22 protein-coding genes are annotated in these 23336 nt (G+C 70.4%); 15 read left to right on the forward strand and 7 right to left on the reverse strand.

Annotated features, from left to right (window positions below; all coding sequences use genetic code 11):
• Positions 1–35 precede the first annotated feature (35 nt).
• The 6 genes from ACFY0U_RS29160 (at position 36) to ACFY0U_RS29185 (ending at position 5445) form a co-directional block, all read left to right on the forward strand.
• Positions 36–662 (forward strand): TetR/AcrR family transcriptional regulator, encoded by a 627-nt coding sequence (locus ACFY0U_RS29160; protein WP_388640856.1) that lies wholly within the window; start codon positions 36–38, stop codon positions 660–662.
• 251 nt (positions 663–913) lie between these two features.
• Entirely contained in the window at positions 914–2497 is a 1584-nt protein-coding gene (locus ACFY0U_RS29165) for a sensor histidine kinase (RefSeq protein WP_388640858.1), read from the forward strand.
• Positions 2494–2901: a roadblock/LC7 domain-containing protein gene (locus tag ACFY0U_RS29170; protein WP_046261836.1), complete on the forward strand. Its 408-nt coding sequence runs from the start codon at positions 2494–2496 to the stop codon at positions 2899–2901. The genes ACFY0U_RS29165 and ACFY0U_RS29170 overlap by 4 nt, the downstream gene beginning before the upstream one ends.
• Entirely contained in the window at positions 2898–3305 is a 408-nt protein-coding gene (locus ACFY0U_RS29175; RefSeq protein ID WP_388640861.1) for a DUF742 domain-containing protein, read from the forward strand. Before ACFY0U_RS29170 ends, ACFY0U_RS29175 begins: the two co-directional genes overlap by 4 nt.
• Positions 3286–3906, forward strand: a complete 621-nt coding sequence (locus tag ACFY0U_RS29180; protein ID WP_388640864.1) for an ATP/GTP-binding protein — start codon at positions 3286–3288, stop codon at positions 3904–3906. Before ACFY0U_RS29175 ends, ACFY0U_RS29180 begins: the two co-directional genes overlap by 20 nt.
• A gap of 63 nt (positions 3907–3969) precedes the next feature.
• Positions 3970–5445: a cytochrome P450 gene (locus tag ACFY0U_RS29185; protein WP_388640867.1), complete on the forward strand. Its 1476-nt coding sequence runs from the start codon at positions 3970–3972 to the stop codon at positions 5443–5445.
• On the opposite strand, the gene ACFY0U_RS29190 is transcribed toward ACFY0U_RS29185, so the two are convergent.
• Positions 5439–6386, reverse strand: coding sequence for an RluA family pseudouridine synthase (locus ACFY0U_RS29190; protein WP_388640869.1), 948 nt, complete (start codon positions 6384–6386; stop codon positions 5439–5441). The two genes, ACFY0U_RS29185 and ACFY0U_RS29190, sit on opposite strands and share 7 nt — an antisense overlap.
• Positions 6387–6503: 117 nt before the next feature.
• Positions 6504–8030, reverse strand: coding sequence for an amino acid permease (locus ACFY0U_RS29195; protein WP_388640872.1), 1527 nt, complete (start codon positions 8028–8030; stop codon positions 6504–6506).
• A 255-nt stretch (positions 8031–8285) separates the two neighbouring features.
• Between ACFY0U_RS29195 and ACFY0U_RS29200 the strand changes: the two genes are divergently transcribed.
• From ACFY0U_RS29200 to ACFY0U_RS29210, 3 genes are all read left to right on the forward strand, one after another.
• Complete coding sequence (locus ACFY0U_RS29200; RefSeq protein ID WP_388640874.1) at positions 8286–8876, forward strand: PadR family transcriptional regulator; 591 nt, start codon at positions 8286–8288, stop codon at positions 8874–8876.
• A gap of 174 nt (positions 8877–9050) precedes the next feature.
• The gene (locus ACFY0U_RS29205; RefSeq protein WP_388640877.1) at positions 9051–10049 is read left to right on the forward strand and encodes an ATP-binding cassette domain-containing protein; all 999 of its coding nucleotides are present in this window, start codon (positions 9051–9053) and stop codon (positions 10047–10049) included.
• Positions 10046–10822: an ABC transporter permease gene (locus tag ACFY0U_RS29210; RefSeq protein WP_388640879.1), complete on the forward strand. Its 777-nt coding sequence runs from the start codon at positions 10046–10048 to the stop codon at positions 10820–10822. Before ACFY0U_RS29205 ends, ACFY0U_RS29210 begins: the two co-directional genes overlap by 4 nt.
• 53 nt (positions 10823–10875) lie before the next feature.
• Here ACFY0U_RS29210 and ACFY0U_RS29215 read toward each other — a convergent pair whose 3' ends face one another.
• Positions 10876–11715 carry a siderophore-interacting protein gene (locus tag ACFY0U_RS29215; protein WP_388640881.1) on the reverse strand — a complete coding sequence of 280 codons (840 nt, stop codon included), beginning with the start codon at positions 11713–11715 and terminating at the stop codon, positions 10876–10878.
• 147 nt (positions 11716–11862) lie between these two features.
• Entirely contained in the window at positions 11863–12792 is a 930-nt protein-coding gene (locus ACFY0U_RS29220; RefSeq protein WP_388640989.1) for a 5'-3' exonuclease H3TH domain-containing protein, read from the reverse strand.
• Positions 12793–12949: 157 nt separating this feature from the next.
• Between ACFY0U_RS29220 and ACFY0U_RS29225 the strand changes: the two genes are divergently transcribed.
• The 4 genes from ACFY0U_RS29225 (at position 12950) to ACFY0U_RS29240 (ending at position 18297) form a co-directional block, all read left to right on the forward strand.
• On the forward strand, positions 12950–14038 hold the full coding sequence (locus ACFY0U_RS29225) for a glycine betaine/L-proline ABC transporter ATP-binding protein (protein WP_388640883.1): 1089 nt from the start codon (positions 12950–12952) through the stop codon (positions 14036–14038).
• Positions 14031–16637: an ABC transporter permease/substrate binding protein gene (locus ACFY0U_RS29230; protein WP_388640885.1), complete on the forward strand. Its 2607-nt coding sequence runs from the start codon at positions 14031–14033 to the stop codon at positions 16635–16637. Before ACFY0U_RS29225 ends, ACFY0U_RS29230 begins: the two co-directional genes overlap by 8 nt.
• 374 nt (positions 16638–17011) lie before the next feature.
• Positions 17012–17581 (forward strand): helix-turn-helix domain-containing protein, encoded by a 570-nt coding sequence (locus ACFY0U_RS29235; RefSeq protein WP_388640886.1) that lies wholly within the window; start codon positions 17012–17014, stop codon positions 17579–17581.
• On the forward strand, positions 17578–18297 hold the full coding sequence (locus tag ACFY0U_RS29240; protein ID WP_388640888.1) for a helical backbone metal receptor: 720 nt from the start codon (positions 17578–17580) through the stop codon (positions 18295–18297). The genes ACFY0U_RS29235 and ACFY0U_RS29240 overlap by 4 nt, the downstream gene beginning before the upstream one ends.
• Here the strand turns inward: ACFY0U_RS29240 and ACFY0U_RS29245 are convergent.
• Positions 18245–19384: a TDT family transporter gene (locus tag ACFY0U_RS29245; RefSeq protein ID WP_388640890.1), complete on the reverse strand. Its 1140-nt coding sequence runs from the start codon at positions 19382–19384 to the stop codon at positions 18245–18247. The genes ACFY0U_RS29240 and ACFY0U_RS29245 overlap by 53 nt on opposite strands.
• A gap of 70 nt (positions 19385–19454) precedes the next feature.
• Between ACFY0U_RS29245 and ACFY0U_RS29250 the strand changes: the two genes are divergently transcribed.
• On the forward strand, positions 19455–20384 hold the full coding sequence (locus ACFY0U_RS29250; protein WP_388640892.1) for a LysR family transcriptional regulator: 930 nt from the start codon (positions 19455–19457) through the stop codon (positions 20382–20384).
• Here ACFY0U_RS29250 and ACFY0U_RS29255 read toward each other — a convergent pair.
• Entirely contained in the window at positions 20381–21067 is a 687-nt protein-coding gene (locus tag ACFY0U_RS29255; protein ID WP_388640893.1) for a gamma-glutamyl-gamma-aminobutyrate hydrolase family protein, read from the reverse strand. The genes ACFY0U_RS29250 and ACFY0U_RS29255 overlap by 4 nt on opposite strands.
• 76 nt (positions 21068–21143) lie before the next feature.
• Complete coding sequence (locus tag ACFY0U_RS29260) at positions 21144–21878, reverse strand: FadR/GntR family transcriptional regulator (protein WP_388640895.1); 735 nt, start codon at positions 21876–21878, stop codon at positions 21144–21146.
• 94 nt (positions 21879–21972) lie between these two features.
• Between ACFY0U_RS29260 and ACFY0U_RS29265 the strand changes: the two genes are divergently transcribed.
• Complete coding sequence (locus ACFY0U_RS29265; protein ID WP_388640897.1) at positions 21973–23331, forward strand: glutamine synthetase family protein; 1359 nt, start codon at positions 21973–21975, stop codon at positions 23329–23331.
• The last annotated feature ends 5 nt before the right edge of the window (positions 23332–23336 follow it).

A 23336-nucleotide genomic window follows, 5' to 3' on the forward strand; every position in this document is an offset into this window, starting at 1 on the left:
GATCACCGGATGGGGCCCTGTGCGAGGATCGGCGTATGGGAACGACGGGTGGACGGCGGGTCGGCAGGCCGCGTGCCGCGCAGCGGCCGGACAGTGGGCTGGAGCCGCGTGACGAACTGCTCGCCGCCGCGGCCGAGTTGTTCACCACCCGGGGTTACGCGGCCACCACGACCCGGGCCGTCGCGGAACGTGCGGGCATGCGTCAGGCGTCCATGTACCACTACGTCTCCGGCAAGGAGGAGCTGCTCGCCCGGCTCCTGGAGTCCACGGTCACCCCGTCGCTCGGGTACGCCCGCGAGCTCCTCGCCGACGACACGACCGCGGCCGAGGACCGGCTGTGGGAGCTGTGCCGCGCGGACGTGGAGCTGCTGTGCGGCGGCCCGCACAATCTGGGCGGCCTCTATCTGCTGCCCGAGGTGCGCGCCGAGCGGTTCGCCGGCTTCCATGCCGTGCGCGCCGAACTCAAGGACGCCTACCGGCAGTTGCTCGCCGCGACCGAGGCCGGCGGCGCACTCGCCAAGAGCGAGCTCGATCTCCGTACGGATCTGCTGTTCGGGCTGATCGAGGGGGTCATCCTCGTCCATCGCTCGGACCCCGACCGTCCGGTGGCGGTGTTTGCGGAAGCCACCGCGGACGCGGCGCTGAGGATCGCGGGCAGCTGACCTTCACCCGTCACGGTGAGTGGTTTTCGCATGCCCGTACGCCGTCACGCAGCGTGTACGAGCGGAGCCTCTGCGTGTAAATGGAGCTGAGAGTACTCCTTGTCCGCACCCCATTTCAGGTGCTTGCCGAATATGACACAGCGATGATCCGGTCGGACTAAGCTCGCCCGCGGCGCACCGAGTTGAGATGTATTCGTGCGCTTGTTCCCTATGTATGCGCATCCAAGCCGATTCCTTTTCGAGGGCCTTACATGGTGAGTGTTCAATCTCCACCCGTACGCCGTGAACTTCCCTACGCGCGCGTGCTGTTGCTCCCCGCGATACTGATGGCCGCGGCCACCGGAGCCGCAGCCGCCGTGGTCCAGGAACCGGCCCGTACGGCCGTCGTCTGGTGCGGTGCCGTCGCCACGCTCCTGGTGCTCGCGGTGGCTTCCGAAGTGGTGCGCCGTGGCCGGGCCCTGCGTGACCTGCGTGCCGAGCACGCCCGTAACAGCGCGTATCTGGAACGACGGGTCGCCACGCACGAGGAGGACATGCTCCGCCTCGCGCAGGAGATCGCACCCGCCGCCATCCACCGGTTGCGATCCGGAAATTCCCCCGGGGAGGTGATTCGCCACATCGGCGACATCGACCCCTCCTACCGCGAACTCCCCGAGTCGCAGTTGATGTTGATCAGGACAGTCCTCGAGATCATCGACCGCGAGGAAGCGCTCCGCGACTCCACGCAGCGCTCCTTCGTCTCCATCGCCCGCCGTGTGCAGGCGATCGTGCACCAGCAGAACAACGAACTCCGCGAGATGGAGGAGGACCACGGGCGCAACCCCGAGGTCTTCGACGACCTGCTGCGCATCGACCACGGCACCGCGCTGATCGGCCGCCTCGCCGACTCCATCTCCGTCCTCGGCGGCGGCCGCCCCGGCCGTCAGTGGCCCGATCCCGTCCCGCTGTACAGCGTGCTGCGCGGCGGCATGTCCCGCATCCTGGAGTACCGCCGCATCAAGCTGGACTCCATCGCCCAGGTCAACATCCGCGGCATCTCCGTCGAGCCGGTCATCCACGCCGTCGCGGAGCTCCTGGACAACGCCACGCGCTACTCGCCGCCGCAGACCAAGGTCCACGTCACCGCGAGCGAGGTGCAGACCGGCGTCGCCGTCGAGATCGAGGACGCCGGAGTCAGCTTCAGCGAGGAGGCCCGGGCCAAGGCCGAGTCCATGCTGGAGCAGGCCAAGGCCGGTGTCGACCTCCAGGACCTGGGCGATTCCCCGCGCCTGGGCCTGGCCGTCGTCGGCCGGCTGTGCACGCAGTTCAACATGCAGGTCTCGCTGCGCTCCTCGGCGTACGGCGGCGTCCGCGCCGTCCTGATCGTGCCGCGCGAGATGATGACCAGCGATCCGGCCCCCGGACTCGCCCACGGCATCGGCGCCGGCGCCGTGCCGAAGACCGAAGGTGCGCTCGAAGGTCCCAAGCGCGCACCGAAGAGGCGGCGCCCCACCAGCCCGCGCATCCCCGCCGGCATGTCCATGGAGGACGACGTCCCCGAGGTCACCGAGTGGACCGCCGGAGGGCTGCCGCAGCGCCGCAGCCGGGTCAAGACACCGCTGGCACAGCGGTTCGCCGAGCAGGCCGCCATCGAGAAGGCCGAGCGGGAGGGCAGGCCGACCATCTGGTCCACGCCCGCGCCCGCCCCCGAGCCGGAGAAGAAGGAACCCGAGCCCGGACTGTGGGTGGAGGCCTTCTGGAACGGACTCAAGGGCGACCCCGACCCGAGCACACTCACCCAGCCGACCAACGAGCCGGCCCGCATCGAGGCCGACGACGAGAGGGACCACACGTGATCCAGCAGCGCGCCAACTTCGACTGGATGCTCAAGGATCTCGCCGACGGGGTACCGGGCATCGAGATGATCGTGGTGCTCTCCGCCGACGGCCTGCGCATCGCGCGCTACGGCGGCGACCCGGACGCCGCCGACCGTGTCGCCGCGGCCTGTGCGGGGCTCCAGAGCCTCGCCCATGCCGTCGCCCACGAGATCCCGGACAGCGACGGCCGGATGAAGATGGTCATCATCGAGATCAACGGCGGCTACTTCTATCTGATGGCCGCGGGGGCCAACGCCTATCTCGCGGTCCTGTCCGACGTGGTCGCCGAACCCGGCCTGATGAGCAACCGCATGCGCGACCTCGTCGTCAGAATCGGCGCCCACCTCACGAGTCCGCCCCGGCGGAACGGGCAGACCGTATGACTCCTCCGCAACGCCGGCGGCGGTACCCCAGTCAAGCGCCGGAACAACCGCCCCCGAAACCCGTGGGCGAGGGCGACGGAAAGCGTCCCCCGGAGCGGCTCTACGTGGTCGCCGGACCGGACGGGGAGCGGGCCGACCTCGACCTCGTCGCGTTAATCGTGGCGCGCGCCGACCCGCCGCCCTCCGCCACCCCGGAGCAGACGGCGATCCTCCGGCTCAGCACGGCCCCGATCTCGGTCGCCGAGCTCTCGGCCTATCTGAGCCTGCCGTTCAGTGTGATGACCGTCCTGCTCACGGAGATGCTGACGGCCGAACTGGTGACGGCGCGCGCCCCGATCGTCCGCCAGGCGCTCCCCGACCGTTCCCTTCTCGAAGCGGTGATGCATGGACTTCAAAGGCTCTGACACCATCCCCGGACCACGCGCAGAGGATCAACTGCCGCACACGGCCCAGGCCGCGGTGAAGATCGTGATCGTGGGCGGCTTCGGAGTCGGCAAGACGACGATGGTCGGCTCGGTCAGCGAGATCAGGCCGCTGACCACCGAGGAGACCATGACCCAGGCCGGGATCGGAGTGGACGACAACTACGGCTCCGAGACCAAGACGGCCACCACCGTGGCCATGGACTTCGGTCGCATCAGCATCACCGACCAACTCGTGCTGTATCTCTTCGGCACCCCCGGCCAGCAACGCTTCTGGTTCCTGTGGAACGGCCTGTTCGAGGGTGCGCTCGGCGCGGTGGTGCTGGTCGACACCCGCCGTCTGGAGGTCAGCTTCGACGTCATAGGACGGCTGGAGGAGCGCGGCGTGCCCTTCATCGTCGCCGTCAACTCCTTCCCGGACGGTCCCCGTTATCCCATCGCGGACCTGCGCGGCGCGCTCGACCTCGACGAGGGCATCCCCATCGTGGAGTGCGACGCGCGCCGCCGGGCCTCCAGCCGCGACACCCTGATGACCCTGATGCGCTTCCTGCACTCGCTCGCGCTGACGGGCCGGCTCACCTGACCGCCCGGTGACGCCACCCGACCCCGACTCCCCAGCAACCGGATCCACTTCGGAGCGATCACAGTGACGCCTGAACCCCAATCCCTGACCGGTGCCGACCCCACGGCCGGCCCGCCCCCCGGCTGCCCCGCCCACGGCCGTGGCCCCGGAGGGCTGCACCGGCTGTACGGACCCGAGGCGGAGGACCTCGAAGGCCTCTACGAGAAACTCCGTGAGGAACACGGCCCGGTGGCGCCCGTTCTCCTCCACGACGACGTGCCGATGTGGATCGTCCTCGGCCACGCCGAGAACCTCCACATGGTGGGCACGCCCTCGCACTTCTGCCGGGACAGCCGCATCTGGACCCCGCAGATCGAGGGCATGGTCAAGCCCGACCACCCGATGATGCCGCACATCGCCTGGGCGCCCATCTGCTCCTACGCCGAGGGCGACGAGCACCTGCGGCTGCGCGGTGCCGTCACCGGCGCCATGTCGACCATCAACTACCGCTCCATCCGTCGCCACATCAACCGCTACACCCAGCGCCTGGTCAACGAGTTCTGCGAGCGGGGCGAGGCCGACCTCATCGCCCAGTTCGCCGAGCATCTGCCGATGGCCATCATGTGCGAGATCTTCGGCATGCCGGAGGAGTACAACGACCGGCTCGTACAGGCCACCCGCGACCTCCTCAAGGGCACCGAGACCGCCAACACCAGCCAGGCGTACGTCATGGGCGTCCTCCAGAAGCTCGCCGCACGCCGCCGTGAGCGGCCCGGCGACGACTTCGCCAGCCATCTCGTGCTGCATCCGGCGAAACTCACCGACGAAGAGGTCACCACCCACCTCTGGCTCGTCCTCATGGCGGCCTACGAGGCGACGGTGAACCTCATCGGCAACGTCCTGCGCGCCGTGCTGACCAACCCGGGCTTCCGCGCCCAGCTCAACGGCGGTCAGATGACGGTGCCGCAGGCGGTCGAGCAGTCCCTGTGGGACGAGCCGCCGTTCAGCACCGTCTTCGCCTACTACGCCAAGCAGGACACCGAGCTGGGCGGCCAGCGCATCCGCAAGGGCGACGGTCTGCTGTTCGGCATCGCGCCGGGCAACGTCGACCCGCGGGTACGGCCCGACCTGGACGCCAACATGCAGGGCAACCGCTCGCACCTCGCCTTCGGCGGCGGCCCGCACGAGTGCCCCGGTCAGGACATCGCCCGTGGCATCGCGGACACCGGTGTCGACGCGCTGCTGATGCGGCTGCCGGACGTCCAGCTCGACTGCGACGAGGACGAGCTGGACTGGCGGCAGTCGATCTCCTCGCGCCACCTCGTGGAACTGCCCGTCCGCTTCGCGCCCAAGCCGCAGCAGGACATCATGCAGAAGCCGGGCCACGCCCCGGTCCCGCAGCAGCGGCCCAGCTGGCAGGTCGGCACGGAGCGGCCGCAACCCGTGGCCGTCGAACCCCGGCCCGAGCCCGCCGCCCCGCCACAGCCCGTGCCGATGCCGGAACCGGCCCGTCCGATGGGCGCCTGGCGCCGCTTCCTGCGCTGGTGGCGCGGTTACTGACCGGCCCAGTCGCCGTGGTCGGCCCAGGCTCCCAGCACCCGGGTGCTGCGGAACCGGTGCTCCGCCCCTGTGATCGGATCGGTGAAGTCCAGTGCCCGCGCCAGCAGTTGGAGCGGCCGCCGGAACTCACCGGCCGGCACGGGGGCGGCGACCTCGGGATACAGCGGGTCGCCGAGGATGGGCACGCCGAGGGCGTTCATGTGGACGCGCAGCTGGTGGGTCTGGCCGGTGGTGGGCGTGAGCCGGTACCGGCCCAAGTCGTCACGTCGGTCGACGAGTTCGACATGGCTGACGGCGTTCGGCTCGCCCTCGACCTCGTAGGCGGCCAGCACCCCGCGCTCCTTCACGATCCGGCTCCGCACGGTCCGCGGCAGGGCGAGCGCGGCATCGTAGGGTGCGACGGCCTCGTACTCCTTGCGCACCCGCCGGTCCCGGAACAGCGACTGGTAGGCGCCCCGCTCCTCGGGCCGCACCGTGAACAGCACCAGTCCGGCGGTGAGCCGGTCGAGCCGGTGCGCGGCCCCGAGCTCCGGAATGCCGAGCTCCCGCCGCAGCCGCGCGAGCGCGGTCTCGGTGACGTGGCTGCCGCGCGGGGTGGTGGCGAGGAAGTGCGGTTTGTCCACGACGACGATGTGCTCGTCGCGGTACGCGATCTCCATCTCGAACGGCACGGGCACCTCGTACGGCAGATCGCGGTGGAACCACACGTACATGCCGGGGACATACGGGGCGTCGGGTGCCACGGGGATGCCGTCCGCCCCGACGACGAGCCCCCGCGCGAACATCTTCTCGACGACTCCGGCACCCGCACCCCTGAGCCGCTCCACCAGGTGCTCCCGCACGGTGGCCCAGTCGCCCTCGCCCGGCAGCCGAACCCGCACCGGGTCCACACCGTCACGCTGGGGCAGCGGGGAGGGCGGGGGAGGGGTGCGGCGTCTCATCGGATCAAGCCTACGGGGGCCTCCGGCGGTGGGCGGGGGCGACCAAGGGGGTGCCGGGATGTGTCGGTGGTCGGGTGCTGCGGCGTCGTGGCTTGTCGCGCAGTTCCCCGCGCCCCTTCAGGGCGCGACCGCTGACGTACGCCGGTAGTAGAGCCGCCAGCCCGCCCCCAGTACCAGCGTCACTCCCAGGAACAGCACCGTGAACCACTGGAAGTACCAGTGGCCGCCCGCCGGGTCGTAGACGTCCGCCCTCGGCCAGGCCAGGTTGATCGTCATGAACAGGCCGTAGAGGAGGGCGAGGGCGTTGACCGGGACTCCCCAGCGGCCCAGGGAGAAGAGCTTGCCGCCCTTCTCGTCCGTGCCCTCGGAGGTGAAGCGGCCGCGGAGGCGGGCCACCAGGAGGGGGCCGGTGACCATCGCGTACGCCAGGTACAGCATCACGATGCAGGTCGTGCCGATCGCCAGGAACGCCTCCGGGGAGGCGAAGTTGAGGAGCAGCAGGGCCGCGGCGAGGACGCCGACCACCAGGGCGGGGGCGTTGGGCATGCCGGTGCGGGGGTGGACGCGGGCGAGGCGGGCGGCGAAGGGGAGTTGGCCGTCGCGGGCCATGGAGAACAGCATCCGGCAGGCCGACGTCTGGATCGCGAGGGTCGCCACCACGATGGCCACCACCACGTCCGCCAGCAGCGCCTTGCCGACCCCGTCGCCCAGGCTGCTCGTGAGGACGTAGCTCAGCCCGTCGACCGCCAGCCGGCCGTCGGTCAGGCTCGGCGCCGCCAGCAGGCCGCCCAGCACGATCAGACCGCCCAGGAGGCCTGCCGCGCCGAGTGCCGTGAGGATCGTGCGGGGCGCGGTACGCCGTGGATCGCGGGTCTCCTCGCTCATCTCGCCCGCGCTGTCGAACCCGATCATCACGTACGCCGCCGTGAACGAACCCACCAGCAGGGCCCCGAGCAGGCCGGACTGGGCCGCGCCCTCGGTGTGGAAGGTGATGCCGGGGGTGCGCTCGGAGTGGGTGAGCAGCAGGACGACGATCAGGACCGCGCCGATGATCTCGGCTGTCACCCCGACCCGGTTGATCACGGACATCACCCGGTTGTCGAGCACGTTCACGAGGGTCGTCAGCGCGAGCAGGAACACGCCGAGGAGCGCCGCGTTGGCCGCGCCGTCCGCCGACGTCGGCGCCGGATCGGTGCCGATCAGCTGGAAGCCCGACCAGATCGCCGGCAGCACCATCTGCAGGGCCAGCGCGGCCGCCGCGACCACCACGATCTGTCCGATCACCATGATCCAGCCCGCGAACCAGCCGAAGGTGACGTTGGACAGCCGCGACGACCACTGATAGATCGCGCCCGAGATCGGATAGCGCGCCGCCAGCTCCGCGAAGCAGGCGGCCACCAGCAGCTGCCCGACCAGCACCGCCGGCCAGGCCCAGAAGAAGACGGGGCCGCCGAACGCGTACCCGAAGGCGAAGAACTGGAAGACCGTCGTCAGGACGGAGATGAAGGAGAACCCGGCCGCGAACGAGGCGTACCGGCCCAGGCTGCGGTGGAGTTCCTGGCGGTAGCCGAACTCGGCGAGCGAGCGGTCGTCGGGGGAGTGCGGTGGATCGGGGCGGAGTTCGGAGGGGCTGGTCGTCGTCACGGCGGCACCTGCCTTCGGCGGCGGAAGAGCGGGACAGCGGTGCGGGCGCTGAATTCCTGTCGGGCGACAGAAATTAGGGAGAGCCTGTTTCGCCCGCGTGACGCGACCATGTCGAAGAGGGGCCCAAGTCCTCACCTCTCTTGCGTGCCCGATCCAAACGCGATACATCGTGTCTATTGACGGGTTGCCGTGGGTCGCGATATGTTCGGCCACGGATATTCGGTTACGAGGTAGAGGTGCGAGGTGAATCGGCCCATGAAACGTCGCAAACTCCGCAACCCCTTGGCGCTCGCCGTGCTGGCGACCCTGTGGCAGAAGCCGATGCACCCCTACGAGATCGCCCAGACCCTGCGCCGCCAGGGCAAGGACTCCAGTACGAAGATCAACTACGGCTCGCTCTACACGGTCGTGCAGAACCTCGAGAAGCACGGCTTCGTCGAGGTCACGGACGTGGAGCGGCAGGGCAACCGGCCCGAGCGGACGGTCTACGGCATCACCGAGGCCGGCCGCCAGGAGACCACCGAGTGGATGTCGGACCTGGTCGCCTCCCCGGCCAAGGAGTACCCGATCTTCGAGACCGCGCTCTCGCTGCTCGGCGTACTGCACCCCGACGACGTGGTGTCACTGCTGGAGGAACGGCTGGAGGCCCTGGAGGTCCGGATCGCCGCCGGCCGGGGCGCACTGGAGAAGCTGTACGAGACGCTGCCCCGGCTCTTCCTGGTGGAGAACGAGTACCAGCTCCACATGACCGAGGCGGAGGCGCGCTGGGTCCGTGGCTTCCTCGACGAGATCAGGAAGGGCGAGCTGCCCGGCATCGAGGAGTGGAAGGCGTTCCACGAACCGTGACCTGACGAAGAACAGGCCCCGGCACGGCTGTTGCAGCAGCCCGCCGGGGCCTCGAACCCCGAGCTGAATCCGCCGTGAGGCACATCCAGGCGATCGAGGTGCGGCACACCCAGGATAGCCCGGTGCTCCTCACGCGGATCAGCTGTCATCCGCTCACCCAGGAGAGCACCTGTCATGAACACCCGTGCGCCCGCAGTCGAGGCGCGTCAGCTGACCAAGACCTACCCGGGCGATGTCACCGCCCTCAACGGCATGGACATCACCGTCGAACCCGGCACCGTCTTCGGCCTGCTCGGCCCCAACGGCGCCGGCAAGTCCACCACGGTCAAGATCCTCACCACCCTGGCCCGCCCCGACTCCGGCACGGCCACCGTCGCCGGCCACGACGTGCTGCGCCACCCGGACCGGGTGCGCCGCGCGATCGGCGTGGTCGCGCAGAACTCCGGCGCCGACCCGGGGGCCACCGGCCGCGAGAACCTCCGACTCCAGGGCAGGCTCTACGGGTTGAGGGGAGCCGGCCTCGACGGGCGCGTCGCCGAACTCCTCGATCGCTTCACCCTCACCGACGCCGCGGACCGTCAGGTCAAGGGCTACTCCGGCGGTATGCGGCGCCGCCTCGACGTCGCCCTCGGCCTGGTGCACCGCCCCGAGGTGCTCTTCCTCGACGAGCCCACCACCGGTCTCGACCCCCGGGCCCGCGGCGCGATGTGGGACGAGATCGGCCGGCTCTCCGGTGAGGAGGGGCTGACCATCCTGCTCACCACGCACTATCTCGAAGAGGCCGACCGGCTCGCCGGGCGCGTCGCCATCGTCGACCGCGGACGGGTCGTGGTCGAGGGCACCCCGGACTGTCTCAAGGGTGAACTCCGGGGCGACGCCGTCCACTTGGAGCTGCGCTCCGGCGTCGGGGAAGCCGGTCGTACGCTGCTCAGGAGCGCGCTGGGCGGACTTCCGGGCGTGCACGAGGTGCTGGTCGACGGGCGCCGGGTCAGTGTCCGCGCCGACGACGGGGCGGTGGCGATGCCCTCGCTGCTGGCGGCACTCGAACGCGCCGGAGTCGGTGTCGCCGCGGCGACCGTCGCCCGGCCCTCGCTCGACGACGTCTACCTGCGCTACGCGGGCCGCCGTTACTCGGACGCCGACGACCTCGTGCTCACCGGAGGTGCCCGATGAGCACCGCCGTCGCCCAGACCTGGTATATGACGCAGCGTCAACTCATGGTGTTCGTACGGCAGCCCGCGTACGCGGTCATCACCCTGATCCAGCCGGTGATCTGGCTGTTCCTGTTCGGCAGCCTGTTCCGCGAGGTCGTCGAACTCGGCGGCTTCGGCACCACCTCGTACCTCGACTACCTCGTCCCCGGCGTGGTCGTGATGAGCGCGCTGAGCTCCAACATGTGGGCGGGGATGACCACGCTCGACGAGATCCAGCGCGGCACCCTGGACCGCTTCCTGACCACCCCGGTCAGCCGGGCCGCGCTGATGAACGGCAATGTCGTCAACAACGGCCTGGTCACCGCCGCGCAGTCGGTGATCATCGTGCTGCTCGGGCTCCTTGGCGGGGCGGACTACCCGGGCGGGATCGCCGGGATCGCGGTCCTGGTGCTCGCCTCGGTGCTGCTGGGCACGGTCTTCGGGGCGCTGTCCAACGCGCTGGGGATGCTGGTGCGGGAGCGGGAGTCGATCATCGGGATCAACACGTTCCTGCTGCTGCCGCTGACGTTCCTGTCGTCCGCCTTCATGGCGCCCGACCGGATGCCGGGGTGGATGCGGCACATCGCCGACCTCAACCCGCTCGACTGGGCGATGGTGGCGGGGCGTTCGGCACTGTCGGAGAACCCCGACTGGGGCGATGTGCTGATCCGGGGCGGTGCGCTGCTCGCGCTGGCGGTGGCGGCGGTGTGGCTGTCGATCCGCACGTTCCGGTCCTACCAGCGGTCCGTGTAGCAGTGCGGGAGGGCGCCAGTGCGTCCTCCCGCCCGAATATCTGCCCGGCGAGCCTAGGCGGGCGTGCTCTCCTGCTCCGCCTCGATCCGCGCGTTCCAGTCCCGCTTCGAGGCCTGCCAGCCGTCCTCGTTGTGGCCAAGGCGCCAGTAGCCGGAGATCGACAGGTCCTCGCGCGGGATCTCGCGCTCGACGCGCAGCAGGTGCCGCAGCTGCTTCACGAAGTGCGCCTCGCCGTGGACGAAGGCGTGCACCCGGCCCGCCGGGAACTCCAGCGCCCGCACGGCCTCGGTCAGCGTCTCGCCGATCGGCCGGTCCCCGCGGTGCAGCCAGACGACCTCCACATCGGAGTCGATCTTCTGCTCCTCCTCGGGCCCGGAGACCTCGATGAAGGCGTACGCCGTGGCGCCGTCGGGCAGCACCTCCAGGGAGCGGGCGATCGCGGGCAGCGCGCTCTCGTCTCCGGCGAGCAGATGCCAGTCGGCGGCCGGATCGGGGGTGTAGGCGCCGCCGGGGCCCATGAACCGGACGGTCTCGCCCGGCTGCACGCTCGCCGCCCAGGGGCCGGCGAGGCCCTCGTCGCCATGGATCACGAAGTCCAGGGTCAGCTCACGGTGTTCGGCATCCCAGTGGCGCACGGTGTACGTCCGGGTCACCGGCCACTGCTCGCGCGGGAACTCCTCGCGGATGCGCTCCATGTCGAAGGGCTCCGGGTAGGTCGCGCCCCCGGCCGGGAACAGCAGCTTCACATAGTGGTCGGAGCAGGTGTCCGCCGCGAAGTCGGCGAGCCCCTCACCTCCGAGTACCACCCGCTGCATGTGCGGGGTCAGCCGCTCGGTGCGGACGACCTGAGCGGAATGCGGCTTCCGCGGCTTGCGTCCCGGTCGTTCTGCCATGGCGGCCTCCCTGCCTGTTGGCTTAGGCTTACCTAAGTTAGCATCTCCCCCCAGTTAACACCCCTTGTATGAGGGCAAGATTAAGCCATTGTGGAGAGCCGGGATCCCTTCCGACGAGAAGCTCATTCACTCAGCAGAGAACATGATTTACGGCGCCAGGGTGGTCAGCAGCCGCTGAAGCGACCCGCCCAGCCCCCAGCGCGCCGCCAGCCGCTCCACCGCCGCCGGATCGCGAGGGCCGCGCGGCAGCACGGTGTCCACGTCCGGCAGCGGCACGTCGTCCGCGACCCGCACCACCGTGGGCGCCACCGCGACATAGGGCCGCGACTCGTCCAGACGCTTGCGCTGCGAGGGCGTGAGCTTGGCTTTCGGGTCGTCGACCGCCGCCATGATCCCGGCGACATCGCCGAACTCGGCCAGCAGCTTGGCGGCCGTCTTCTCCCCGATGCCGGGCACCCCCGGCAGACCGTCGCTCGGGTCGCCCCGCAGCAGCGCCAGATCCGCGTACCCCCGCCCGTCGACCCCATACTTCTCGCGCAGCCACGCCTCGTCGGTGAGCTGGAGGGTGCCCACACCCTTGAGCGGGTACAGCACCCGTACCCCGCGTCCGTCGTCGACCAGCTGGTACAGGTCGCGGTCGCCGGTGACGATGTCGACCGGGCCCTTGGCCCGCGCGGTGAACGTGCCGATCACATCGTCCGCCTCGTACCCCGCGACGCCCACGCGCGCGATGCCGAGCGCGTCGAGGACCTCCTCGATGACCGGGACCTGCGGCGAGAGCGTGTCCGGCACCTCCTCCTCGTCCGGCCCCACCTCACGTTCCTCGGCGACGCGGTGCGCCTTGTAAGAGGGGATCAGGTCGACCCGCCACTGGGGACGCCAGTCGGCGTCCATGCAGGCCACCAGCTCGTCGGGGCGGTGGTCCTTGACCAGGCGGTCGATGAATTCCAGGAGTCCGCGCACGGCGTTCACCGGCGTGCCGTCCGGGGCCTTCACGGACTCCGGGACGCCGAAGTAGGCGCGGAAGTAGAGGGAGGCGGTGTCGAGGAGCATGAGTCGTCCGGTCACGCCTCGCATCATGCCGTACGGCGCCGACAGTGACGGCTCCTCGACGATGTGAAGCCCCGACGGCGATCCCACGGACTGGTTGTGAACTGAACCACTTCGGCGTTTGCCCTGGTCGGTCGAGGGCAGGCGCCGCCACTGACCCCCGCCCCCGAGTCAAGAGGTACGCGTGTCAGCCAGCCTAGAGGCCGAACATCTCTACAAGGTGTTCGGCAGACGACCGAGTGAGGCAGTCGAGAGACTGCGCGATGGAGCCGACCGGGAGGAGCTGCGCGCCGACGGCACCACCGCCGCGGTCGTCGACGCCTCCTTCACCGTGGAGCCCGGCCAGATCTTCGTCGTCATGGGACTGTCCGGATCCGGCAAGTCCACGTTGCTGCGCATGCTCAACGGCCTCCTTGAACCCACCGCCGGACACGTCCGCTTCGACGGGCAGGATCTGACCGCCCTCGGCGACCGTGAGCTGCGCGCGGTCCGGGCGCGGAAGATCAGCATGGTCTTCCAGCACTTCGCGCTCTTCCCGCACCGCAGCGTCCTGGAGAACGCCGCCTACGGCCTCGCCGTGCAGGGCGTGCCCCGCGCCGAGCGGGAGAAGCGCGCCACCGAGGCGCTGGCCCTGTGCGGGCTGGCCGGCTGGGAGAAGTCCTGGCCCGACGAGCTGTCCGGCGGTATGCAGCAGCGCGTCGGCCTAGCCCGCGCCCTCGCCACCGACGCCGACCTGCTCCTCATGGACGAGTCCTTCAGCGCCCTGGACCCGCTGATCCGCCGCGACATGCAGGACCAGCTCCTGGAGCTCCAGAAGACCCTGAAGAAGACCATCGTCTTCATCACCCACGACCTCAACGAGGCCATGCGCCTGGGCGACCGCATCGCCGTCATGCGCGACGGCCGCATCGTCCAGATCGGCAGCGCCGAGGACATCCTCGTGCGGCCCGCCGACGACTACGTGGCCTCCTTCACCCAGGACGTCGACCGCTCGCGGGTCCTGACCGCGGGCTCCGTCATGGACACCGACGTCCTCGGCGACGAGGTGAGCTGTCGCTGCGAGACCGCGACACCGGACACCCCCTTCACCGAGCTCTGCGCGATCAGCGCCCGGCTGACGCACCCCGTCGCCGTCCTCGACAAGACCGGCGAACTCGTCGGCCGCGTCCCGAGACAACGCCTCGTCGCCTTCCTCGGCGACGAGCAGTCCGACCCGTCCGCCTGCGACTCGCCCCGGGACAAGGGCGGCGACAAGGCGGTGGCCCGTGCCTAGGATCCCGCTCGGCGACTGGGTCAACGACGCGGTCGACTGGCTGCTCGGCCACATGGCCTGGCTCTTCGACTTCCTCAAGACCGTCTTCACCGGCACCTACGACGGTATCGACGCCGTCCTCCAGGCGCCCCAGCCCCTGCTCCTCGCGGGCATCTTCGCCGTCATCGCCTTCTGGCTGCGCGGCACCACGGCCGGCGTCCTCACCTTCGCGGGCTTCGCCTTCATCGACTCCCTCGAACTGTGGGACGACGCGATGGTGACCCTCTCGCTGGTCCTCGTCGCCACGATCATCGCCCTGGTGATCTCCGTGCCCGTCGGCATCTGGGCGGCCCGCTCCGACCGGGTCAGCGGCCTGGTCCGGCCGGTCCTGGACTTCATGCAGACGCTGCCCGCGATGATCTACCTCATCCCGGCGATCCTCTTCTTCGGCACCGGCGCCTCCGCGGGCATCGTGGCCACCCTGATCTTCGCGCTCGCCCCCGGCGTGCGCATGACCGAGCTGGGCATCCGCCAGGTCGACAAGGAACTGGTCGAGGCGGCCGAGGCGTTCGGCACGACTCCCAGGGACACCCTTGTGCGGGTCCAGCTCCCGCTCGCCCTGCCCACGGTCATGGCCGGCGTCAACCAGGTCATCATGCTCGGCCTGTCCATGGCCGCGATCGCCGGCATGGTCGGCACCGGCGGCCTCGGCGGACGCGTCAACGAGGCCATCGGACAGCTCGACGTGGGCCTGGGCTCCGAGGCCGGCGTCGCCATCGTGATCCTCGCGATCTACCTCGACCGTATGACCGGCGCCCTGGGCACCCAGGTCTCCCCGCTGGGCCGCCGCGCCGCCGCCAAGGCGCGTGCCGCACAGGGCCTGAAGATCTGGTCGTACCGCCCCCGTCCGCAGGTCGCGGTCATCGGTGTCGTGGTCCTCGCCCTCGTCGCGGGCGGCATGGGGATGTTCGGCGGCAAGGCCGACAGCACCGCTCCGGTCGGCGAGAACGTCGGCCAGGGCAAGAAGGTCACCATCGGCTACATCCCCTGGGACGAGGGCGTCGCCTCCACCTTCCTGTGGAAGGAGCTCCTGGAGGAGCGCGGCTTCGAGGTGGAGGCCAAGCAGCTCGACGCCGGCCCGCTCTACACCTCCCTGGCCTCCGGCAACGTCGACTTCCAGACCGACGCCTGGCTGCCGACCACGCACGCCGAGTACTGGAAGAAGTACGGCGACCAGCTGGACGACCTGGGCTCCTGGTACGGCCCGACCTCCCTGGAGCTGAGCGTCCCCTCGTACATGAAGGGCATCGACTCCCTGGAGGACCTGAAGGGCAGGTCCGCCGAGTTCGGCGGGAAGATCACCGGCATCGAGTCCAGCGCCGGAATGATGGGCCTGCTCAAGAGCAAGGTCCTCAAGGAGTACGGCCTCGACAAGGAGTACAAGGTCGTCGACAGCTCCACGCCGGCGATGCTGGCCGAGCTGAAGCGGGCGTACAGCAAGCAGGAGCCCATCGTCGCCACACTCTGGTCGCCGCACTGGGCGTACAGCGACTACAAGCTGAAGAAGCTCAAGGACCCGAAGGGCGCCTGGGGCAAGGGCGACGGGGTGCACACGGTGTCCCGCAAGGGCTTCGCCGACGACAACCCGGTCGTCGCGAAGTGGCTGAAGGACTTCACGATGAGCGAGAAGCAGCTCACCGGTCTGGAAGCCGAGATCAACAAGGCCGGCAAGGGCAAGCAGCAGGACGCCGTACGCGCCTGGCTGAAGGCCAACCCCGGTGTGCTGGACAAGCTCGCACCGGTCGCGGACACCGCCGCCCCCGCCGAGGCGAAGCGGCCCGTCGACGTGGCCTGGTTCCCCTGGGACGAGGACATCGCCGTCACCTACCTCTGGAAGAACGTCCTGGAGCGGCGCGGCTACCGGCTGAACCTGAAGCAGATGGACGTCGGCCCGGTCTACACCGGCCTCGCCTCCGGGGACCTCGATCTCAACTTCGACGCCTGGCTGCCGTACGCGCAGGCGAACTACTGGGACAAGAACAAGGACAGACTCGCCGACCTCGGCACCTGGTACGAGCCGACCTCGCTGGAGATCGCGGTGCCCTCGTACGTCAAGGGCGTGAAGTCGTACGAGGACCTCAAGGGCAAGGCTGACCTCTTCGACGGGAAGATCATCGGCATTGAGCCGGGTACCGGCGAGATGAACCTCCTCAAGAAGAAGGTGCTGCCGGGCTACGGCCTGGACAAGGAGTACGACGTCGTCGACGGCTCCACGCCCGCGATGCTCGCCGAGCTCAAGCGCGCGTACGCCAAGAAGCAGCCCGTGGCCGTCGTGCTCTGGTCGCCGCACTGGGCGTACAGCCAGTACGACCTGACCAAGCTGAAGGACGACAAGAAGCTCTTCGGCGAGGGCAACACGATCCGGACCATCGCCAACGAGAAGTTCCCCGAGCAGTACCCGCGGCTCACCAAGTGGATCAAGAACTTCAGGATGAGCGAGGACGAGCTCGGCACCCTGGAGGCCGAGATCAACCAGCGGGGCCAGGGCCACGAGGAAGAGGCCGTCGCCGCCTGGCTGAAGGAGCACCCGGACGTGGCGGAGCGGATGACACCGCAGTAGCCGGCCCGGTGAAGCCGCCCGAGGGGCGGGCTCCCCACGTGACCTGACGGCGTGTGGCGAGACCCGCCCCTCGGGCATGTCCGGGGCCGGTGCGTCCGTACGCGGTCGATGAAAAGGATCCGGACAACCACATAGAGCTATGCCGCCCCCTGAGCCTCATCGGACCGTCGTGGTCAGCTGGTTCGTCCTGACGGCGCAAACCCCGCACGGGGCGGGCGGAGAGCTGATCTACTGGCCGGAGTTGGCGAGATGGCCCTCGCGGGGTTTACGGCAATGTGACGGGCGCATGAAACGGTTTGCCGAACATGCGTAGGGTGCAGACAACTCATCAGAGAGTGTGAACGGACCGACGAGCGAAGGAGGGAGCCGGAGCGATGGGCGACCACAAAGAACAACCCTTGCGGGTGGGCGCGGCCGTCAGGCGGCGACGCCGTGCGCTGGAGCTCACCCTCGCCGTCGTGGCCGAACGCAGCGGCCTGTCGGTGCCGTTCCTGAGCCAGATCGAGAACGAACGGGCACGGCCCAGCCAGAGCTCCCTGGAGAAGGTGGCCGACGCCCTGCGCACCACCGCCGTGGAACTCCTCGCCGCCGCCGACCCGGCGTGCAGCGTCGACGTCGTCCGCGCCGACGACACCGATCCGGAGTGCCGGTCCCGGGTGCGTTCCCTGGTGCGCGGTCACCATCAGATGCACGCCCAGGAGTTCACCGGCGACCATGACGCCGGCCGTGAATTCCAGTTCCGCAACGACCAGTTGATGTACGTCGCCGACGGCGCGGTGGAGATCGAGGCGGAGGGCCGGGCCTACCGGCTCGGCCGCGGCGACACGCTCTATCTCACCGGCGGGGTACGGCACCGGTGGCGGGCGACCGTGCCCGAGACCCGGATCGTGGTCGTCGCGGTGGCCGAACACATCGAGGCGGTCCGGGACCGGCCCGGCAAGTGAGGGTCGTCTCCCTGGTCCCGTCCCTCACGGAGGCGGTGGCCCGTTCCGTCCCCGGCGCCCTCGTCGGCGTCACGGACTGGTGCACCCACCCGGCGGACCTCGACGTCGCACGCGTGGGCGGCACCAAGAACCCCAAGCTCGACCGCGTCCTCGCGCTCACCCCCGACCTGGTGATCGCCAACGAGGAGGAGAACCGGGAGCCGGACCTCGCCGCGCTGCGCGAGGCGGGCGTCGAGGTCCTGGTGACCGAGGTGCGGGACGTCCCGCAGGCCTTCGGGGAACTGGCCCGCGTACTGACGGCCTGCGGCGCGCGGACCCGCCCGCGCTGGCTGGACGAGGCGGAGTCGGCGTGGCAGGCGTTGCCGGAACCGTCGTACCGGCCGACGGCCGTGGTGCCGATCTGGCGCCGGCCCTGGATGGTCCTGGGCCGGGACACCTTCGCCGGAGACGTGCTGGCCCGCCTGGGCGTCGACCACGTGTACGCGACCCACCCCGAGCGCTACCCCCGCATCCTGATCGACGACCTGAACGCGGCCGCTCCGGACGTCGTCGTCCTCCCGGACGAGCCCTACCGCTTCACCGCCGACGACGGCCCGGAGGCCTTCCCCGGCCTGCCCTGCGCCCTCGTCAGCGGCAGACACCTCACCTGGTACGGCCCGTCCCTCACCGAGGCGCCACGGCTGCTGACGAAGGCCCTGCGAGCAGCGCGCCGCTGAGCAGCCCGCGCGCGGTGTGCAGGGCGACGGTGGCCCAGGCGGCGACGAGCACGACGTACAGCGCGACGGCGAGCCACTGGAAGGCGATCAGCCCGGTGTGCCGGGCCAGACCCTCCGCCCCGGTGACACAGGTGCCGACCGGGAAGGTGAAGGCCCACCACGTCATCGCGAACCCCATGCCGTCCCGCCGGGCGCGCAGGACGTGCGCGCCGGCGAGCGCGAACCACAGCAGCGCGAACCCCATGACGGGCACGCCGTAGAGCACGGCGAGGACGCCGAAGCCGCCGCTGTAGGGCGTGGGTACGACACCGGGCGCGACGTCCGCGAAGTGGTTGACGGCGGTGGTGGACTGCCCGAGCGGGCCCAGCACGAGGAACAGGGTCGGGGTGAGGGCGAGGGGCAGCGGACCGCCGGTGACGATCCGTCCGAAGACGAGCGGCAGCATGAGCAGGGTCGCCAGCAGACTGATCCCGAACATCGCCACACACGCCAGCAGCAGGGTCTCCCGCGCCTGCCCGGCCGGGAGATGGGGCACCAGCAGCGGACCGAGCGCGGCCGACACCATGGGCGCAACGAGCGGCAGCAGCCACACGGGCGTGGCCTGTGACGGCTCTATCCGATGGCGTACGGCCATGAGGTACGGGACGGCGACGGCCGCCGTGAGTCCGATGGCCGTGCCGGCGGTGAACAGCACGGCGTCGAGGGCGACCGCGGCCGGTGTGCCGATCCAGTCGGAGCCGACGGTGACGGCGCCGCCGCCGACGGCGAGAAGGGCCATGGACAGACAGCCGTAGAAGGGCGCCATGGCCGGGTCGAGGAGATGGGTGCGGGCCTGGTCCCGATGGTGGATCCAGTGCAGGGCGCGGGCGCAGAGCAGCACGGCGAGGAGGGCGAGGGAGAGTGCCCAGACGCCGGTGAGGGCGGTGCGCAGACCGGGAACGGAGACCGGCAGTCCGGCTCCGGCGGTGGCGACGATGGCGGTGCCCATGACGGTGGCGTACCAGTTGGGCCCGAGGTGACGGACGGCGATGGCGCGCGGGGTTCGTGCGGTGGCACGGGGGAGCAGGGGTTGGGCTGCGGTGACCATGATTCGACGATCGCGTGGATGTGGGGCCGCCACCAGGGACGACGCCTCTATGAGGGCATAAACTGGATTTATGAGCAGTGAGCGGGAGGGCTCTCCCTCGACCCCCGGTGGCATGCTGGCGCACCGCGTCCCCGATCTGGGGGCGCTGGAACTGCTGCTGGCGGTGGCCCGGCTCGGCAGCCTGGGGGCGGCGGCGCGGGAGATCGGCATCACCCAGCCGGCGGCCAGCAGCCGTATCCGCTCGATGGAACGTCAGCTGGGTGTGGCGCTGGTGGACCGCTCTCCGCGCGGTTCCCGTCTCACGGACGCGGGGGCGCTGGTGACGGACTGGGCGCGGCGGATCGTGGAGGCGGCGGAGGCGTTCGACGCGGGGGCGCAGGCCCTGCGGGACCGGCGGGACTCGCGGCTGCGAGTGGCGGCGAGCATGACGATCGCGGAGTATCTGCTGCCGGGCTGGCTGCTGGCGCTGCGCGCCCAACGACCGGACACCGCGGTGTCGTTGCTGGCCGGCAACTCGGCGGCGGTGGCCGACCGGCTGCTCTCGGATGAGGCGGATCTGGGGTTCGTGGAGGGTCTGAACGTACCGACGGGCCTCGACTCGGTCGTCATCGCCCACGACCACCTGATCGTGGTGACCGCCCCGGCCCACCCCTGGGCGCGCCGCCGACGGCCCCTGGCCGCCGACGAGTTGGCGGTGACCCCACTGATCCTGCGGGAGAAGGGCTCAGGGACGCGACAGGTGCTGGACGCGGCGCTGGGCGGCTTGGCCAGACCCCTGATCGAGCTGTCCTCGACGACCGCCGTGAAGGCGGCGGCGGTCAGCGGGGCGGGGCCGGCGGTCCTGAGCGAGCTGGCGGTGGGGGAGGAGCTGGCCATGCGCCGACTGGTCCGGGTGCCGGTGGAGGGGGTCTCCCTGGCCCGCGACCTGCGAGCGGTCTGGCCGACGGGACACCGCCCGGTGGGACCCGCACGTGAACTGCTGTCCCTGACACGGGGCTAGCCTCCCGCAGCCTCCACCAACCCTCGTACCACCCGCTGATCCTCACCCATCTCCGGATGCCACTGCACCCCCAACACCCAGTCGGCGGAAGGCAGTTCCACCGCCTCGACCGTTCCGTCCGACGCGTGGGCCGAGGCGAGGAGGCCGGTGCCCAGGCGGTCCACGGCCTGGTGGTGGTAGGTGGGTACGGACGTCTCCTCCGGGACCGCGCCGGCGTACAGCGTTCCCGGCACCGGCTTCACCGTGTGCCACCCGAAGACGCCGACCACCTCCGCATGCCCCTCGATGTGCTGGACGAGCGTGCCGCCGAGGGCGACGTTCAGCAGCTGCATGCCCCGGCAGATCCCGAGCAGCGGGACGCCCGCGGCGAGGGCGGCGTCGATGAGGGCGAGTTCCCACGCGTCGCGCTCGGGCGCCGGTGGCCCGGTACGGGGCTCGCGCTCGGCGCCGTAGTGCACCGGCTCGACGTCCGGCCCGCCGGCGATCACCAGCCCGTCGAGACGTGCCACGGCCCCGGCGGCATGCTCGGGCGCGTCCGGCGGAAGCATCGCGGCCAGCCCGCCCGCCCGCTGCACGAGCCGCGGGTACCCGACGGGCAGCAGCGCCGCCGCCAGCTCCCACACGCCCCAGCGCGCCCCGGCCTCCAGATAGGTACTGATGCCGATCAGCGGCCTGTCCGCCATGCGCCCTCCCGGTCCCGCAAAGGATTGTTTCCATACCTTTGCCCAGAGGTGCCCTCGAAGACAAGGTCCACCGTTCTCACGCCAGGAACCCCCTGAGCAGCGCCGCCGTCCCCCCGCAGTGCTCCCGCATCATCTCCCGCGCCCCGTCCGCGTCCCCGTCCAGCACGGCCTCCACCAGCGCGGTGTGCTGCCGCTGGGAGTGTTCGAGGTTGCGCACCAGCAGCGGGATGCAGTCCAGCAGGTCGTTCACCGTGGCCCGTACCGCCGCGTACTGCGCGGTCAGCGACGGAGATCCGCACAGCTCGGCCAGCGTCAGATGCAGCATCGTGTCCAGGCGCCGGTAGTCCGCCAGCGGAGCGTCCTGGGTGCGGGCCAGCGCCTCGCGCAGCCGTTCCGCCTGGTCGTCGGCGAGCCCGTGCGCCGCGCACAGACCCGCCGCCCCCACCTCCAGGACCTCACGGAAGCGCAGCACGTCCTCGATGTCGACCTCGGAGATCCGCCGCCGCAGCTCGTCCTCGCCCCCGGCGTCCGACTTCGGCAGCACGAACGTCCCGCCGTACCGCCCGCGCCGCGACTCCACCAGCCCCTGGTCCTGGAGCACCTTCAACACCTCGCGCAGCGTCACCCGGCTGATCCCGAGCCGCTCCGCCAGCTCCCGCTCGGCCGGCAGCCGCTCGCCCCCCGGCACCAGACCGAGCCGTACGACCTGCAGGATCTGCTCCAGTGCCTCCTCGAAGCCGTTGCCCGCCCGTACCGGCCGCAGCACCGGCGTCAACCGGTCCTCCAGATCGCCCTCCGGATCCAGTGACATCCCGTCGCACCCCCTTCCCAAGCAATGGTTCTCGGCAATACCTTATGGCTTCCGGCCCGGCCGAAAAAAGCGCAGAAGCCGAAGGAGCTCTCCCGTGGCAGACCGCACACCCCCGCTGAGCGTCGAGGAGCTGCACGCTCTCGTCGCCGGCGGTGAGATCGACACTGTCGTCCTGGCCTTCCCCGACATGCAAGGGCGGCTCCAGGGCAAGCGGTTCGCCGCCCGCTTCTTCCTCGACGAGGTCCTCCACCACGGCACCGAGGGCTGCAACTACCTGCTCGCCGTCGACACCGAGATGAACACGGTCGACGGGTACGCGATGTCGTCCTGGGACCGGGGATACGGCGACTTCGCCATGCACCCCGACCTCTCCACCCTGCGCCGCGTCCCCTGGAACGCCGGTACCGCCATGCTCATCGCCGACCTCGCCTGGGACAACGGCTCACCCGTGGTCGCCGCCCCGCGCCAGATCCTCCGCCGCCAGCTGGAGCGCCTCGCCGAACTCGGCTACACCGCCATGGTCGGCACCGAGCTGGAGTTCATCGTCTTCAAGGACACCTACGAGCAGGCCTGGGACGCGCACTATCGCGGGCTCACGCCGGCGAACCAGTACAACATCGACTACTCCGTCCTCGGCACCGGCCGTATCGAGCCGCTCCTGCGGCGCATCCGCAACGAGATGGCGAGCGCCGGGCTCACCGTCGAGTCCGCCAAGGGCGAGTGCAACCCCGGTCAGCACGAGATCGCCTTCAAGTACGACGAGGCCCTGGTCACCTGCGACCAGCACGCCATCTACAAGACCGGCGCCAAGGAGATCGCCGCCCAGGAGGGCGTCTCGCTCACCTTCATGGCCAAGTACAACGAGCGCGAGGGCAACTCCTGCCACATCCACCTCTCGCTCGCCGACACGGCCGGCAACAACGTGATGGCGGGCAACGGCGGTATGTCCGAGGTCATGCGGCACTTCCTCGCCGGACAGCTGGCGGCCCTGAGGGACTTCTCCCTGCTCTACGCCCCCAACATCAACTCGTACAAGCGCTTCCAGCCCGGCTCCTTCGCCCCGACCGCCGTCGCCTGGGGCCACGACAACCGCACCTGCGCCCTGCGGGTCGTCGGCCACGGCCGCTCGATGCGCTTCGAGAACCGGCTGCCCGGCGGCGACGTCAACCCCCACCTCGCGGTCGCCGGACTCGTGGCGGCGGGCCTCTACGGCATCGAACAGAAGCTGGAGCTGCCCGAGGCCTGTCCCGGCAACGCCTACACCGCCGAGTACGCGCACGTCCCCACCACACTCCGCGAGGCCGCCGAGCTCTGGGAGAACAGCCCCATCGCCAGGGCCGCCTTCGGCGACGAGGTCGTGGCCCACTACCGCAACATGGCGCGTGTCGAGCTGGACGCCTTCGACGCCGCGGTGACCGACTGGGAGCTGCGCCGCTCCTTCGAACGCCTGTGAGGCAT

This window comes from Streptomyces sp. NPDC001536 (assembly GCF_042894505.1).
Lineage (GTDB): Bacteria > Actinomycetota > Actinomycetes > Streptomycetales > Streptomycetaceae > Streptomyces.